The sequence below is a fragment of the uncultured Algibacter sp. genome, assembly GCF_947495675.1.
Lineage (GTDB): Bacteria > Bacteroidota > Bacteroidia > Flavobacteriales > Flavobacteriaceae > Algibacter_B.
The window spans coordinates 45,437-62,050 of sequence record NZ_CANLZX010000005.1 but is presented as its reverse complement, the minus strand read 5'-3'; the positions used below and the strand labels follow the sequence as shown (position 1 = coordinate 62,050).

The window sequence follows — 16,614 nt, the reverse complement described above, 5'->3', positions numbered from 1 at the left end:
TTTTTCTAAAAATATTGTCCGATTCCAAACACAAAACCTTTACTAGAGTTTTTAGTAATGCCATAACCAAAATCTATTCTAAAAATAGCGTTGTATATTTTTTTATGAATAAAACGAAGCCCCAAACCTGGATAAATTTTTATGTTATCATTTTTACTAAAATCTCCAAAATCACCACCTGGATTTCGCCAAGAACCGCTATCTATAAACGCATTACCTTGTAAAACAAACCAACCTTTTTCAATAAGCGTTTGCCTATACTCTGTATTTAAAACAACTACACCTGTACCTCTATCAATGGTATTTCCAACACCACGAATATTTATATTATTATCAACTGAAAAAGGGGCAAAAGGTGTCTCATTGTTTGACGCAAGACCTAAACGAACTCTGTTTGCCCAATTCCCTTTTTTGCCTACACGTTTAAAAATAAAAAAATCATTCCAGCCTATAAAAAAATCTGGAAGCTGATAATTTGTAGAAGTAACATACTGAAAATTTAACTGACTTCTAAAACCTGAAATGTACTGATAATAATAATCTAATTTATTGTACTCATATATACCTTTTAATAACCATTTATGTACATTTAACTCTGGTCTATTATTAACATTATCGCCTTTAAACCTGTAATCTTCAATAAAATAATTTAGCCCGATCTCCATTCGGTTTTTAAAATCATACTCGTATAAGCCCAAGATTTCAAACGATTTATTTCTATACTTATAATCGGCTGTTTCATCATCAAAAAAAACAGGTTCTTGTGTGGTTAAATCTTGATGATTAATAGCCAAACCTATTTTATTAGAAAATAAATAAGGAGCTCTAAAATTAATGGCGTAGCTACTATAAATATCTTTTTGGTAAAATCCACCAAAAGTGATGTTTCTTCCAAATAAATTAAACTCATAGAGTCCTAATCTATAAGCAAACTCATCGTCGTCGGTTGTATAAATATTTGCAGAAGGAATGAGTGTGAAATTTTCTTCTATATTATAAAACACATTGTACTGATTCTTTTCAGAAGGAAAGACTTGATAATAAGCATGTGATACGGAAGGCAATCGTTTTATACGTTGAATATCTTGCTCAATCAACAATGTGTCTAAAACAGTTCCAGGCTCAACATTTGATATGCTTTTAATGAATGATGATTTTAAATTTTTATTCCCTTGAATTTTTAAATCGTGTACTAATAATTCTTGAGCTAAGACACCCGAAGTTATAAAACTAAAAAAAACAAAGAGATATAATATTTTTTTCATTTAGCAATAAATGGTCTTTGAATAACCAAATTTACCCAATTATCTAGACTTACATCCATTAAGGTGAAAAAATAATTATTATTGACAACTAAATTTGGAGGAACTTGAGTTGTAACATTTAAAACTACATTATTTAATTTATAGTATTGAAAATGGTTTTGGTATGTATAAGTTCCAGACAAAAGGCTATTATTCTCATCTGTTACTACTTGAAAATAAATGGCATTTTCACCAAAGGCATTATCTGTCCAAGAAAATATAGGCATGCCAGAAGTATCTTGATTAATATCTACTTCTTGATTCCAAACTGTTGGTTTTGAAATTTGCTTAGTTCTAATTGGGTTAGATATTTTTATTTCACCATCCAACTCAAAAGTTATAATAATCCATTTTTGTTTTGATATATTTCGAGTAAACTTTCCTAAATGCCCATTAAAAACGGGTTCGTTTGGAATTAAAACTTGTGAATAATTTGAAAGATTAGCACTATCAACCAAATCATTTAAAGTTTCGTAATATCTTATATTTGTAGCGCCTTCTTTTGGGTAATAAAACGCTAAAACTTCTCCTGTTTGCTCATCTGTAGCGGCACAAGCAATAACGGCACCTGTTTCAATAGATTTATTCGCTGTATAAGTTGCTAACGTTTCCTCAACATCATCCTCTTTTGAGCATGAAAATAAAACAATAATAATTAAAACAATAGATTGAATTTTTTTCATTTTGAACTATACTGTTTACGTAAAACTGCTTCTGCTGGTTTGTTTTGAGGCGTAAACATAACGTTATCTTCACCTCCTACTTTGTCATGACTATGAAACCATTTCCATATAAATCCTCCAGCAAACCAATCTTCTTTCCAAAAAGTCTCAAATAAAGCTTTTGTTGCATTTGTTTGGGCTTCCAGGTTAACTTGCCCTATATTTCTATCACTAACCCAAGGTGCTTTTCCTGAATAATCAACACTTCTATAACCATATTCAGTAAACAAAACAGGCTTACTATGTTTTAAAGATGTATTATAAACCAGTTGTTTATGAGTTTTCCAAGCTTTTAAGCACTCATCAACGGTTGGTGTTTTGCTATCACTAACTGGAAAATAAGCATCTACTCCTATAAAATCTAAATTACTCCAAAAAGGTGTACGCTTATATTCGTCCCAATTAGCAGCATAGGTTAACTTACCTCTATATTTAGTTTTTATTTTTCTAATTAAATTTATCCAAAACTCAGGTCTATTTTCTATAAATTTTTCAAGTTCGGTGCCAATACAAAATATTTCAGCTTTTACTTCATTTGCTAATTCTGCATATTCTAAAATAAAATTAGAATAAGAAGTTTCTAGAGTTTTCCAATCGGTTTCATTCTTCATTTCAATAAAACCTGTAAACTCTCCATGCCAAACCCAAATTTGAGGTTTCAGCATAATTTTAATATGCTTTTTTCTTAGTTCTTCAATATACTGCTTAGCGCCTTTTGCAGTTTCTCCAAACCATTGTCTATCTGTATTATGAAATATTTCAGGATGCTCTAAGCTTTCTATAAACCCAAAAGGCATAATTGCAGCATAATTAGCATTTACATTTACAACAGGGTATATATGACTTTCATTTACAGATTCTCTAGACGCAACAAAACTCACACCATTAATTTTATTGGTCTGAGTTTCGCATGATTGTATGCTTAATATTAATAATAAAATTATAAATTTATATTGTTGCATAACATAATAGTGAATACCTAATTTAATGTTTTTCTGTTAAAACAAAGCTCTTAATCCTATATTAAAAGATTGCCCTAAGCCTGTATTATCACCCCTAACAAATTTACTATATAAAGCTTCTAAGTTAAGTGTTTTTGTTAATTGATACTTTCCCCCAAATCCTAAAGCTGTAAAATCTTGATCAAAATCTCCTATTCGTTGAAAGTGTTGCACAAAACCTAAAATGGTTGATTTATCACTAGGAAAATAACTCATAAACACACCAGGTGCCAAAACAAAAGTATTGTTTGCAAAACTCTTATCATCACCAAAATTATATTCTGTATTTAACTCTGTAAATAATTGCCAATTTCCGCTTGGTAATGTATAATCATAAAAGAATCTGTTTTGGAAAGTATAAGCTGTTTGGTCTAAAAATACGCCACTAGCATCAGTTTCTTCACTAATTAAAGGAATATGAAATGCAGATTGTACCGTAAAATTACTAACACTCTTTAAAGGATTAAATTTAACTACTGGAGCCACAGATGTTAAACCAGAACGTGCAGTACCTTTTTCTCCATCAAAAGAAAAAACATCAAACGCACTTCTATCTCCAATAACATTTGATCTAATATCAAAAAGAAGACCAACATTTAATTTATTGTTTTCTGAAACTCCTGTAAAAATATCAAAGCTAGATGTAAAATAAGTTTCTCGATCTTTATCGCTTTTAACACCATTCTCCCGCTTCTGTGTTTCAGTATATAAGTTATTAAACCATTTAATATCCCATTGCCCTTTCTTTAATAATTTAGAAGGTGTATAGGTTTGAATGTTACTTTTTTGGGCTGTATCGCCTTCTTGCGAAAACCCGTTATAGGTTATAATTGTAAATACTATTATTACTATTATTTTTTTCATCTTCACTTTATTTTGGTTTGTTATTTTTAGTTTATTGTTTGTTTACATTCCAATCATATGGAAAGTAACTTAATTTATATTTACTATCTAGTTTTTCTGTTCTATACTTATTTATAAAATCGATTTCACTTTCGCCATTTATGGTAAAATCATCCTTATACCATTCCATAATTTGCGATACCTGCACACGTTTCTTTTTTGAATTTACTCTTAAAAAAGAGCCATTTAAAGCTATTTTAGTTTGTTTTTCTAATTGCTTGTTTAATGTATTTGGCAAATAAGCTTGATTAATTAATGGCGGACAACCAACAGCACCACAAACCAATACAAAATGAAATCTGGCATCTTTAAAATTACCTCTTAAAAGTTTATGTTCAATATCATTTAAGGTGATTGTTTTTCCACCTAGACCATAAGTTGTTTTATCGAAAAACCCGGCATTATCCAATGGTGAGTTTGTAGGGTAGTTATCTATAATACCTTTTATTACAGATAAATTGTAAGCATTAATCCAAAAAGCTTGGTAGTTACTCACATCGGTTTTTGAAACTGAAATACCCTCTGCTATTTTCAATACACTATTAAGTTCATCTTGATTGCTGTATATTTTTGAATAAGCCACTCTTCCATTTGAAACATGAGCTTTTAAAAACGCATCTGTTTGACTAAAAAATGCATTTAAGTCTTGTGCGTATACTTCAAAAGATATAATGGCTATAAATATTATTATAAATTGTTTTTTCATATTTTAAAAATTGATTTCAACTTGTTTCTATATAATTCAACTTTGCAAAGTAACTGACATTAGGTCGAACAAAACTTTAGGTAATTACAAGAAACTTAAAAGTTTTTTCGGGTCTTATTCCTTTGTTAATCCTTACAAAACATAACCAATTTAAACTTATTCTAAATTAACGTCTTTAATTTAAGTTCTTATCTTTAGCTTCGACCTAATACCAATTAACAACCAAAATTTATGGAAGAACACATTGTAATTATAGGTAATGGCATTTCTGGCGTAACTGCAGCTAGACATATTAGAAAATTGTCTGATAAGAAAATCACTATAGTATCTTCTGAAACGGAATACTTCTTCTCTCGAACAGCATTAATGTATGTGTATATGGGACATATGAAGTTTGAGCACACAAAACCATACGAAAATTGGTTCTGGGATAAAAACCGAATCGATTTAAAAAAAGGATTTGTTAACAATATTGATACAGACGCTAAAAAACTTCATTTTACTGAAGGTGACTCCTTAAAATACGATAAACTTATAATCGCAACTGGTAGCAAACCCAATAAATTTGGATGGCCAGGTCAGGATTTAGATGGTGTTATGGGTATGTATCATAAGCAGGATCTAGAAAATCTTGAAAAACATGCTCCTAGTAAAGAGATTTGTAAACGCGCTGTAATAGTTGGTGGAGGATTAATTGGCATCGAACTAGCTGAAATGCTTAATTCAAGAAGTATTCCTGTTACATTTTTAGTAAGAGAAGACAGTTTCTGGAATGGTGTTTTACCTTCTGGTGAAAGCGAAATGATTAATCGTCACATAAAAAATCATCATATCGATTTACGTTTGGGTATGAATCTTAAGGAAATTAAATCCGATAAAAACGGAAAAGTAAAATCAATCATTATTCAAGAAACCGGAGAAGAAATTGCATGTAATGTGGTTGGCTTAACTGCTGGTGTATCTCCTAATATTGATTTTATAAAAGATTCTAATATTGAAACTGGTAGAGGTGTAAAAGTAAATCGGTATTTAGAAACTAACATCCCTGATGTTTATGCTATTGGCGATTGCGCAGAACAACACGAAGGTATAAATGGACGCAGACCTATTGAAGCCGTTTGGTATACCGGTAGAATGATGGGAGAAACTTTAGCACAAACCATTTGCGGAAATAGAATACAATATAATCCTGGGCATTGGTTTAACTCTGCTAAATTTTTAGATATTGAATATCAAACTTATGGATGGGTATTTGGTGAACGCGGTCGACCAGAATACGAAAAGCACTTTCATTGGAAACATGAAGATGACACTAAATGTATTACCGTAGCATATCATAAAGACACGAATCATTTTTTAGGTATAAATACTTTTGGTATAAGAATGCGTCATGAAAGTTTTGACACATGGTTAACTGAAGAACGTGATGTTGATTATGTTATGAATCATCTTTCTGAAGCCAATTTCGACCCTGAATTTTATAGCCATTATGAAGCCGATATTCTTTCTGCTTACAACAAACAATTACAAACAGCATAACCATGAGCAACAAAATAAATCATAGCATGTCTTTAGCTAAACCAGATGCTACGGATATTTCAAATAAACAAAAAATTGCTCTTGCCATAGGAATTATTGGCTTGTTCATTTTAACACTAGCACTTTTTAATACTAATTTCCCAAACCAAGGCTTGTTTTTAACCTTAGCTTTAGGATTAATATCTGTTGGAATTGTTATATATTCTAGAGACGCCTATTTAACTAAACTAGAAGGCATAAAAAATGATGGTGTTTGGTTTAAATCTATTTCCTCTAGAGGGGTTTGGGGCTGGATTGTTGGCGTTATACTCACAGCATTTTATATCGTTTTATACTTCTTTCCTAAATATTTGGGATTAGGCACAGATGGTACAGAAAATACTGGTTTAATAAAATTATTTGACCCTTTAAGTAAACTATTAAGTGGAAGACCTGCAAGCCAATGGTTTGTTTACGGAACTTTATATACCGTTGCCATTTTAGCCTTTGGATACAAGTTTATTTTAAAATATAGACATAACCGTTACCAACAATTACGAACAGGTTCCGTTATGTTTTTTCAATTAGGTTTTGCCTTTTTAATTCCGGAGTTTATGTATGTAATGAATAATGATTTACCATACTACGATTTAAAAAGTATTTGGCCTTTAAATTATTATATTTTTGACGAATGGTCTGTTAAAGGCTTTCTTTCAAACGGAAACATTGGTTTAGCTTTAATATTGTTTGGCATAATTTCCATTTTTGTAATCACTCCTATTTTAACCTACAAATATGGTAAACGCTGGTATTGCTCATGGGTTTGTGGTTGTGGCGGTTTAGCTGAAACTGCCGGTGACTCATTTAGGCAATTATCATCTAAAAAAATGTCGGCTTGGAAATTAGAACGTTGGTTAATCCATACCGTTTTAGTATTTTCTGTAGTCATGACAGTTGCTATGATATACACCTATTTAGGCTATGATAAGAATGATTTTTGGTTAACAAGAAGTCTTTTTATCGCATTAGTAATTGGGTTTTTATCCATAGTTTTTGCAGGTGTTATGTTATTTAAAAGAAAAGAACTTGGTAAAGATGCTAAATATGGCGCTATTGCTTTCTTTATAGTAATTTCTGCATTATTAATCATGCATTTTACAGGTACTACCAAAAATATTTTTTACATAAAAGCAGGTACATTAAGATCTGCTTACGGCCTGTACATTGGCTCAATATTTTCTGGGGTTATAGGTACTGGATTCTACCCAATTTTAGGGAACCGCTCATGGTGTCGTTTTGGATGCCCAATGGCTGCAATTCTGGGGTTTCAACAACGCTTATTTTCAAAATTTAGAATTACCACAAATGGCGGACAATGCATTTCATGCGGTAATTGCTCCAACAGTTGCGAAATGGGTATTGACGTAAGACATTATGCTCAAAAAGGAGAAAACATTGTACGTTCTAGCTGTGTTGGTTGTGGTGTTTGTTCTGCTGTTTGCCCAAGAGGGGTATTAAAATTAGAAAACGATAGTATGAAAGGACGTATTAACCCAACTGAAATATTATTAGGTAATGATGTAGATTTAATGGATCTAGTAAATAAAAAATAATGAAATACTTATTTTATCTCTTTGTAATTTTTACTGCATTTAAAACAATAGCTAATAAAAACTACCAAAGAACATATTTTGAAAACGGCCATATAAAATCCGAAGGTTGGATAGAAAACAATCAAAAAGCAAAATTCTGGAAATTCTATTACGAAAACGGAAATTTAGAAAAAGAAGGACACTTTAAAGCAGATAAGAAAAACAAATACTGGAAATTTTATACTAGAAATGGTCGACTGGAAAAAGAAGGGCACTTTGTGAATGATAAAAAAAATAACTGGTGGTTATTTTATGATGCTTCTGAAAAAGTAAACCATAAATGTCAATTAAAAGACAACCAAAAAAACGGCTATTGCCTAATGTACAAAAATGATAAGTTAGTTTCAGCTTCAAAATATAAAGCAGGTGTAAAATTAAAAGAATGGAGTACCTTTGCAGCATTTAAAAGAGAAAACAAACTCAGCGACCTTAAATGACCAAAATTAAAGTCATCATTCCAGCATATAACGAAGCAGATTCTATAACGCATGTTATTAAAGACATACCAAAAATCGTTAATGAGATTATTGTGGTTAGTAATAATTCAACTGATAATACTGAAGTTAATGCAAAAAAAGCAGGTGCAACCGTATTAAAAGAAGCAAATAAAGGTTATGGATATGCTTGTTTAAAAGGCATGCAATACATAGCTAACCAAACAGAAAAACCAGATATTGTTGTTTTTCTTGATGGTGATTATAGCGACTACCCAGAAGAGTTATTAAAATTAGTCTCGCCAATAATAAATGATGATATTGATTTTGTAATTGGTGCTCGAACTAAAGAACTCCGAGAAAAAGGTTCTATGACGGTTCCACAAATATTTGGCAATTGGCTAGCCACAACATTAATGCGCTTATTTTTTGGAGCTAAATTTACAGACCTAGGCCCTTTTAGAGCTATTAAATACCATAAACTACTAGCTCTTAATATGCAAGACAAAACTTATGGGTGGACCGTAGAAATGCAACTTAAAGCCCTTAAACAAAAACTTACATACATTGAAGTACCAGTAAATTACAGAAATAGAATAGGTGTATCAAAAGTTTCAGGTACGATAAAAGGTGCTATATTTGCAGGCATAAAAATCTTAGGTTGGATTTTTAAATACAGTTTTAAATAATGATTTTAGAAACAATAGTTATTACTATATACACCATTTCGCTTTTGCTAATTTTCATGTATGCATTAGCGCAACTTAACTTGTTATTTAACTACCTATCTTCTAAAAAAGAAATTGATAATTGTCCTAAACTCGATTTATCAAACCCAGACGAAATCCCATATATTACTATTCAGCTACCAGTATACAATGAGATGTATGTTATGGAACGTTTGTTAGATAATATTGCTAAAATTGACTATCCAAAAAACAAATTAGAAATTCAAGTTTTAGATGATTCTACAGATGAAACTGTTGAAAGCACACATAAACAAATTCAAAAATTACAAGCAACTGGCTTAGACATAAAACATATAACTAGAATAGACCGCAAAGGCTTTAAAGCAGGCGCATTAAAAGAAGGATTAGAAACTGCAAAAGGCGATATTATTGCCATTTTTGATTCCGACTTCCTTCCAAAAAAAGACTGGTTAAAACGCACAGTACCTTACTTTAAAGACAAAAAAATTGGCGTTGTACAAACCCGTTGGGGGCACATAAACCGCAACTATTCCATACTAACAAAAATTCAAGCCTTTGCACTAGATGCACATTTTACGCTTGAGCAAGTTGGCAGAAATAGCAAAGGGCACTTTATCAATTTTAATGGTACAGCAGGATTGTGGCGCAAAGCATGTATAATCGACGCAGGAAATTGGGAAGGTGACACTTTAACCGAAGATTTAGACCTTAGCTACCGCGCACAACTTAAAAACTGGAAATTTAAATATTTAGAACACGTAGAAACACCTGCAGAGCTACCAGTAGTTATTAGTGCGGCACGTTCTCAACAATTTAGATGGAACAAAGGCGGAGCAGAAAACTTTCGTAAGATGCTTGGGCGTGTTGTTAAAAGCAAAAACATATCAGCAAAAACTAAAATACATGGTTTACTACACTTACTAAACAGTACCATGTTTTTAAACGTACTAATTGTAGGTGTTTTAAGCATCCCTATGCTTTATATTAAAAACGAATTCGCACATTTACGCCCGTACTTTTATATTATGAGTTTCTTCGTTATCAGTACCATTATCTTTTTTGTATGCTACTGGTTTATGTACAAAAATATTTATGGTGGTGGCTTTAAAAACTTTATACGTTACATCGGTATGTTTTTTGTGTTTTTCTCAATAGCCATGGGTTTTTCATTACACAATTCCATTGCCGTTCTAGAAGGGCATTTTGGTAAAAAATCTGAATTTGTTCGTACACCAAAATTCAATATCAGTAAGTACAAAGACAACTGGAAAAATAACAAATACATAAAACGCAACATATCAGTAAATGTAATATTCGAAGGGCTTCTTATGCTTTATTTTGGTTTTGGTATGTATAGTGCCTTTATTGTTGGTAACCAAGGTGGCGATTTTGGGCTCTTCCCATTTCATCTTATGTTATTTGTAGGCTTTGGCTATGTGTTTTTCAAATCTATAGCTTCAAAGGTTTAACTTATTTGGGCGTTACCCTAAAAAGGGTCGCGCTTTCACTACTCGCTTCCTCCTACGTCGGCGAGCTCAAACAGACCGTTCAATCGCTAACGCAGATATTAATATTGTGTATTAGAATAAGAATTATATTTACGCATGTTTTTAAACCCCACGATTTTAAAACTCAATAAAACACCATTAGTTCTGGTGATATTAAGTGTGTTATTCTACTGGGCATTTGCATATAATTTACTAAGAACAGAATATCTAAAACTCATCTTGCTTTATACAGCATTGTTTGTTTTATTCTATAAATTAGTACAGCGTTTTAAAAGTAACACCAAAACTCTAACCTATTTAGCCTTTGGGTTTCGAGCTCTTTTTATATTAGCTATACCCAATTTATCGCAAGATTTTTACCGTTTTGTTTGGGACGGCCGTATGATTTTAGAAGGCATTAACCCGTATTTATTTACCGTAGAATCTCTAATAAGCAAAAATGAATTCCCTATAGCTCAAGCTTTAGAGCTTCGTGCAGGCATGGGCGATTTAAACGCCAGCCATTTTAGCAATTACCCACCTATAAACCAACTTTGTTTTGCAATTGCGGCCTTGTTTGCTAGTAAAAGCATTTTAGGCTCGGTAGTAGTTATGCGACTGCTTATTATTGCTGCAGATTTTGGTACACTTCACTTCGGATCAAAACTATTGGCAAAACTTAAAATTCCTACTCATAATATATTCTGGTATATATTAAACCCGTTTATAATTATCGAATTAACAGGTAATTTACATTTTGAAGGCGTTATGATATTCTTTTTAGTTTGGAGTTTATATTTACTTTTTGTTGGTAAATGGAAACCAGCTGCAATCGTATTAGCTTTATCTATATCTGTTAAATTAATTCCCTTAATCTTTTTACCTCTTTTTTACCAATGGTTTACAAAAAATAATAATAAAGACATCTCTTTTGCAAAAAAACTCAAAAAGCTAATTGGTTTTTATGCTATTGTAGGTATAACAACACTCTTACTTTTTATGCCTTTTTATTCGTCTGAGTTTATAAACAACTACTCGAAAACTGTAGCTCTTTGGTTTCAAAATTTCGAATTTAATGGTAGTTTGTACTATATAGCCAGAGAAATTGGCTACCAATTTAGAGGATATAACGAAATTGCCATTATAGGTAGCGTTACACCAATAGTTGTTATTTTATTTGTTTTAATAACTACCTTTTTTAGAAAAAACAATACCTTTACAGAACTTATTACTGCTATGTTACTAGCGTTATCCTTTTATTATTTTACGGCCACTACAGTACACCCATGGTATGTCTCTACACTTATAATTTTATCGGTATTTACTAAATATAAATTTCCGTTGGTTTGGAGTTTTGTTATTATTCTTAGTTACTTAGCATACGTAAACCTAAATTCTGCTGACAAATCTGAAAATATGGTAGTTATAGCCTTAGAGTACATCATTGTATATGGTGTATTTATTTGGGAAGCATTTATAAAAAAAGCTCCCAGTAAACTAGGAGCCTAAAATAATTTTATTATAAATATTTTTTTAAAGCTTTTCTAGCTTTATAATTGTATTTGTTTCATCTTCATCATCCATGCCGTCTTCATCTTTAGAAAACTTTAAATCGCGATTAAAAGTTATTTTAAACTTTGTACCAATTAAAGTATCTCCGTTTAAATCGAATGATGCTAAAACCGCATCTTCAACTTTCTGAAATGTTAAAGTCTGCTCTTCGCCATCTCTATCTTTAGTTATAAAATTATAACCATAATCTTCTTTTCCGTCAAAAGTAGCATAAACAATTAAACCCTCTTGGTCTTCAACAGAAATTAAATTAGCACTAAAATCTGATTGTATTTTAAAACTTGAAAGTGATAAAAAAAACAACATTAAACCACTTAACACTATAATTTTTTTTGTGTTCATTTTTAAAAAATTTAAAATTTAACTAAATCCTTTTTTCGGAAAAAAACAGACTACCTAAAGCCCGAACACTTAAAATAATTTCACCCAGAAACTACTAGCAGTCACAATATTAAATATACGTTTTATTCTATTATCTAGATTAAAATAAATAATATTTTTACAATAAATAATTAAAATAAACAGACCTAAAAGCAATCAAAATAATGCAGTTTTTAAAACTCGCATTTAAAGTGGTTTAAGACTCTCTACTCTGTAGATTGGGTTTTCATCATCACCGTCTTCTATAAAAGTAATTCTAAAGTCCTTATCAATTAAAGATTCGTCATTTTGTAAATCATATTGCTTTAAAACGCGAGGGTGCACCTCTTCGAAGGCTAGCTCCTCCCCGTTTTCAAACCAAAAATTGTAATAACCGTTTTTGTAAGATTTAAAAGCGGCAGTTCTCATAATAATTATATTTAATCGTTGTCTTCTGTATCTTCATCAGCTAAATCTGGTGGCTGAACAGCTTCAGGATCGTTATTATCAAAATCTTCATAATCATCTTCATCATAATTCTCCATGGTTACCGATAATTTGGTACTTACTTTTACCAAATACTTAGTATCTTCTGTAATAACCTCGACAGCCTCAACAAGTTCGTTATGTTGATTTTTAAACGAGATTACATCATCGTCATCATATCCATCGGGATAACGCTCTACTAGCAAAGCTAAAATTTCTGGAGTCAATTTTTTAAAATCGACTATTACACGTTTCAAGTTACTATTTCTATTTTTCATTTTTCTTAAAGTTGGGGTTTCTTGATGTTATAAATATACTATTTATCATTATTTAACACGAATAACATCATAAAAATCTTTTCTTCTGTCTTTTAAATTTTTAACGGCACCAAACGAATGCAGCTCTCTAAGCAAGCTTAAATCTACATCGGCAACCAATATCATTTCTGTATTTGGCGTGGCTTCTGCTTTAATTCCATTACTAGGAAATGAAAAGTCGCATGGCGTAAATACGGCCGATTGCGCGTATTGAATATCCATGTTATTTACATTTGGTAAATTACCTACACTTCCTGCAATAGCCACATAACATTCGTTTTCTACGGCTCTAGCTTGCGCGCATAAACGCACACGAGAATAGCCGTTTTGAGTATCGGTTAAAAACGGTACAAACAATATATCCATACCTTCGTCTGAAAGTAAGCGCGATAGTTCTGGAAACTCAGAATCGTAACAAATTAAAATTCCTATTTTACCACAATCGGTATCGTAAGTTTTTAATGAATTACCACGTTGCATACCCCAAACTTTAGCCTCGTCTGGCGTAACATGAATTTTTTCGTAACGCTCAAAACTACCATCTCGTCTGCACAAATAACCTACGTTATATAGCTTATCGCCAACAACTTCTGGCATACTTCCAGAAATAATATTAATGTTATACGATATAGATAGCTGCTTTAGTTTATTAACTATAACCTCTGTAAATTCTGCAAGTTTTCTAATGGCTTCGGGTTCGTGCAAATGGTTAAACTCTGCCATTAAAGGTGCATTAAAAAACTCTGGAAATACTGCAAAATCTGATCTGTAGGCTGCTACACTATCAATAAAATATTCCACCTGCTGCATTAAATCTTCCAAGGCTTTGTATGGTCGCATTTGCCATTGGATTAAGCCCAAGCGCACTACCGTTTTTACCGAAGCCGCTTTTCGTGTTGGTTTGGTATAATAAATATTATCCCACTCCATTAACACGGCATATTCATTGGATGCTGTATCGCCTTCCAAATAGCCTTTTAAAACTCTTACCGGATGAAAATCGTTAGAAATTTGAAAATTTAAAACAGGATCATGAATTTCCTTGCGCTTTACTTTTTCAATATAATCTTTAGGCGAAAACTCCTTGTGTTTGTGGTAATTTGGCATTCTTCCACCAAAAATGATGCTTTTTAAATTCAGGTTTTCACAGATTTCTTTTCTGTAATCGTACAAGCGTCTGCCTAAACGCAAACCTCTATACTCTGGTTTTATAAAAACATCAATACCATATAACACATCGCCCTCGGGGTCGTGATTTTTAAAAGACTCGCCAGCAATAATATCGGCATAGGTATGGTTATCATCAATCTTATCATAATCTACAATAAGAGATAATGCACAACCTGCAATATCGCCATCAATTTTTATAACCACTTGCCCTTCTGGAAACATGGAGGTTAATTGAATAATATGATCTTTTTTCCAATAAGAATCTAGTACTCCTGCATAAGACTCTAATGTGGCTTCTTTTAACTCTTGATAATCATCAACAGTTAAATACTTAAGCTCGATATTTTCTATTTTTTTTGCGTCCATGATTACTGACCCAAAAGGTAAGCAAAAATTAAAGGTGCAACAATAGTAGCATCACTCTCCACAATAAATTTTGGTGTATTTATATCTAATTTTCCCCAAGTAATTTTTTCGTTTGGTACAGCTCCAGAATATGAACCATAACTTGTTGTAGAATCTGAAATTTGACAAAAATAGCTCCAAAATGGTGTGTCTGTGCGCTCCATATCTTGATATAACATTGGCACAACGCATATTGGAAAATCGCCAGCTATACCTCCACCAATTTGGAAAAACCCAATACCTTTTGATGAGTTGTTAGTATACCAATCTGCTAAAAACGTCATGTACTCTATACCCGATTTCATGGTGCTTGCCTTTAAATCGCCTTTTAAAACGTAGCTAGCAAAAATATTCCCCATAGTACTATCTTCCCAACCTGGGCATACTATTGGTAAGTTTTTTTCGGCTGCAGCATACATCCAAGAATCTTTTAAATCGATTTCGTAGTATTGCTCTAACACTCCAGACAATAACATTTTGTACATATACTCATGTGGTAAATAGCGCTCACCTTTAGCTTCGGCATCTTTCCATATTTTATAGATATGCTCTTGTAAACGACGGAATGCTTCATGCTCTGGAATACAGGTATCGGTTACACGGTTTAATCCTTTTTCTAACAAATCCCACTCATCTTGAGGTGTTAAATCGCGATAATTTGGTACACGTTTATAATGCGAATGTGCTACCAAATTCATGATATCCTCTTCTAAGTTTGCTCCTGTACAAGAAATGATATGTACTTTATCCTGACGAATCATTTCGGCAAAACTTTTACCTAATTCGGCAGTACTCATGGCACCAGCAAGCGATACTAACATTTTAGCACCAGACTCCAATTGTGCTTCATAGCCCTTAGCAGCATCCACTAAAGCTGCTGCATTAAAATGCAAATAATGCGTTTCAATAAATTGAGAAATTGGTCCTTTAGTAGTTGTCATCGTCAGTAAATTTTAAAGTATTCGTTTTTTGTTTTGGGTTTTCGTAATTGTTATCGTAATCGGCTTCTACAGCCTCATTTACAAACTTATAGCTTAACATTTTATAGTAAAGTTTAGCAGCTAAAAAGTCTGATGATTTTTCTTTTTTATTTGGGCATAATTCAACAATATCAAATCCCACCACGTTTTTCTCTTCAAAAACTTGTTTTAAGAACTCTAGGGTTTCATACCATAATAATCCACCTGGTTCTGGCGTTCCTGTACTTGGTAAAATTGAAGGATCGAAAGCATCTAAATCGAAAGTAATAAACACATTTTCTGTCATTTGATCGATAGCCGAATCCATCCAAGTATCATCCATCGCCATATCGTGTGCAAAATAGGTTTTCTCCTCGTCCATTACCGTTTTTTCAATAATATCCATAGAGCGAATTCCTACCTGAATAAGGTTTGTATTCTGGCTTGCTTCGTAAACCGCACAAGCATGATTGCAAGTAGAACCCTCGTACTCCTTTCTTAAATCGGCATGCGCATCAATATGCAATACCGTTAAACTAGGGTACATCTCGTTAAAGGCACGAATAGTACCAATAGAAATGGAGTGCTCGCCTCCAAAAATAGTAACGAATTTATTTTTTTTAATATACTTTTTAGTGGCTTGATGCACCGCCTCAACCATGGCCTCTGGCGAAGCATCTTCTGTAACCGCATCAGCTAAAAACACACCTTGTTTATAAACTTCTGTTCCGGTTTCAATATCATAAAGCTCCATGTTTTCCGAAGCATCTAAAAAAGCCTTTGGGCCTTTATCGGCACCTTTTTGCCATGTACTTGTACCATCGTAAGGCACAGGAATTAAAACAATTTTTGCTTGCTCTAATTTTGCTAATTCTTCAGGAATTCCTGCGTATGTATTTTCCATTTTA

Annotated in this window: 17 protein-coding genes; 6 read left to right on the top strand and 11 right to left on the bottom strand. The window is 32.3% G+C overall.

Features of this window, described 5'->3' with window-relative positions:
• Positions 1 to 5: 5 nt before the first annotated feature.
• Genes Q0842_RS05155 through Q0842_RS05135 form a run of 5 tightly spaced genes read right to left on the bottom strand, consistent with a single transcriptional unit; the run spans position 6 to position 4,636 of the window.
• A complete protein-coding gene (locus Q0842_RS05155) occupies positions 6 to 1,265 on the bottom strand; it encodes a POTRA domain-containing protein (RefSeq protein WP_298495075.1) in 1,260 nt (419 codons plus the stop codon).
• Complete coding sequence (locus tag Q0842_RS05150; RefSeq protein ID WP_298495072.1) at positions 1,262 to 1,987, bottom strand: hypothetical protein; 726 nt, start codon at positions 1,985 to 1,987, stop codon at positions 1,262 to 1,264. The genes Q0842_RS05155 and Q0842_RS05150 overlap by 4 nt, the downstream gene beginning before the upstream one ends.
• Positions 1,984 to 2,988, bottom strand: a complete 1,005-nt coding sequence (locus Q0842_RS05145) for a glycoside hydrolase (protein ID WP_298495070.1) — start codon at positions 2,986 to 2,988, stop codon at positions 1,984 to 1,986. The genes Q0842_RS05150 and Q0842_RS05145 overlap by 4 nt, the downstream gene beginning before the upstream one ends.
• A gap of 36 nt (positions 2,989 to 3,024) precedes the next feature.
• Positions 3,025 to 3,891 (bottom strand): transporter, encoded by an 867-nt coding sequence (locus Q0842_RS05140; RefSeq protein ID WP_298495067.1) that lies wholly within the window; start codon positions 3,889 to 3,891, stop codon positions 3,025 to 3,027.
• A 31-nt stretch (positions 3,892 to 3,922) separates the two neighbouring features.
• Positions 3,923 to 4,636 (bottom strand): DUF547 domain-containing protein, encoded by a 714-nt coding sequence (locus Q0842_RS05135; RefSeq protein ID WP_298495064.1) that lies wholly within the window; start codon positions 4,634 to 4,636, stop codon positions 3,923 to 3,925.
• A 231-nt stretch (positions 4,637 to 4,867) separates the two neighbouring features.
• Between Q0842_RS05135 and Q0842_RS05130 the strand changes: the two genes are divergently transcribed.
• The 6 genes from Q0842_RS05130 to Q0842_RS05105 all read left to right on the top strand — a co-directional run bounded on the left by Q0842_RS05130 (position 4,868) and on the right by Q0842_RS05105 (position 11,946).
• Positions 4,868 to 6,175, top strand: coding sequence for an FAD/NAD(P)-binding oxidoreductase (locus Q0842_RS05130; RefSeq protein ID WP_298495062.1), 1,308 nt, complete (start codon positions 4,868 to 4,870; stop codon positions 6,173 to 6,175).
• A 2-nt stretch (positions 6,176 to 6,177) separates the two neighbouring features.
• Entirely contained in the window at positions 6,178 to 7,767 is a 1,590-nt protein-coding gene (locus tag Q0842_RS05125) for a 4Fe-4S dicluster domain-containing protein (RefSeq protein ID WP_298495059.1), read from the top strand.
• Positions 7,767 to 8,243, top strand: coding sequence for a hypothetical protein (locus tag Q0842_RS05120; protein WP_298495057.1), 477 nt, complete (start codon positions 7,767 to 7,769; stop codon positions 8,241 to 8,243). Before Q0842_RS05125 ends, Q0842_RS05120 begins: the two co-directional genes overlap by 1 nt.
• Positions 8,240 to 8,929 (top strand): glycosyltransferase family 2 protein, encoded by a 690-nt coding sequence (locus Q0842_RS05115; RefSeq protein WP_298495055.1) that lies wholly within the window; start codon positions 8,240 to 8,242, stop codon positions 8,927 to 8,929. The genes Q0842_RS05120 and Q0842_RS05115 overlap by 4 nt, the downstream gene beginning before the upstream one ends.
• Positions 8,929 to 10,419 (top strand): cellulose synthase family protein, encoded by a 1,491-nt coding sequence (locus Q0842_RS05110; RefSeq protein ID WP_298495053.1) that lies wholly within the window; start codon positions 8,929 to 8,931, stop codon positions 10,417 to 10,419. Before Q0842_RS05115 ends, Q0842_RS05110 begins: the two co-directional genes overlap by 1 nt.
• 135 nt (positions 10,420 to 10,554) lie before the next feature.
• Positions 10,555 to 11,946 carry a mannosyltransferase gene (locus Q0842_RS05105; RefSeq protein WP_298495050.1) on the top strand — a complete coding sequence of 464 codons (1,392 nt, stop codon included), beginning with the start codon at positions 10,555 to 10,557 and terminating at the stop codon, positions 11,944 to 11,946.
• 24 nt (positions 11,947 to 11,970) lie between these two features.
• On the opposite strand, the gene Q0842_RS05100 is transcribed toward Q0842_RS05105, so the two are convergent.
• The 6 genes from Q0842_RS05100 to speB all read right to left on the bottom strand — a co-directional run bounded on the left by Q0842_RS05100 (position 11,971) and on the right by speB (position 16,610).
• The gene (locus Q0842_RS05100) at positions 11,971 to 12,351 is read right to left on the bottom strand and encodes a hypothetical protein (protein ID WP_298495047.1); all 381 of its coding nucleotides are present in this window, start codon (positions 12,349 to 12,351) and stop codon (positions 11,971 to 11,973) included.
• A 225-nt stretch (positions 12,352 to 12,576) separates the two neighbouring features.
• On the bottom strand, positions 12,577 to 12,798 hold the full coding sequence (locus tag Q0842_RS05095; protein WP_298495045.1) for a hypothetical protein: 222 nt from the start codon (positions 12,796 to 12,798) through the stop codon (positions 12,577 to 12,579).
• Between the two features lie 11 nt (positions 12,799 to 12,809).
• Positions 12,810 to 13,133, bottom strand: a complete 324-nt coding sequence (locus Q0842_RS05090) for a hypothetical protein (RefSeq protein ID WP_298495043.1) — start codon at positions 13,131 to 13,133, stop codon at positions 12,810 to 12,812.
• A gap of 48 nt (positions 13,134 to 13,181) precedes the next feature.
• Positions 13,182 to 14,708, bottom strand: a complete 1,527-nt coding sequence (locus Q0842_RS05085) for a bifunctional GNAT family N-acetyltransferase/carbon-nitrogen hydrolase family protein (protein WP_092847997.1) — start codon at positions 14,706 to 14,708, stop codon at positions 13,182 to 13,184.
• Positions 14,709 to 14,710: 2 nt separating this feature from the next.
• Entirely contained in the window at positions 14,711 to 15,688 is a 978-nt protein-coding gene (locus Q0842_RS05080) for a deoxyhypusine synthase family protein (protein ID WP_298495037.1), read from the bottom strand.
• A complete protein-coding gene (gene speB, locus Q0842_RS05075; RefSeq protein WP_298495034.1) occupies positions 15,675 to 16,610 on the bottom strand; it encodes an agmatinase in 936 nt (311 codons plus the stop codon). Before speB ends, Q0842_RS05080 begins: the two co-directional genes overlap by 14 nt.
• Between the last annotated feature and the right edge of the window lie 4 nt (positions 16,611 to 16,614).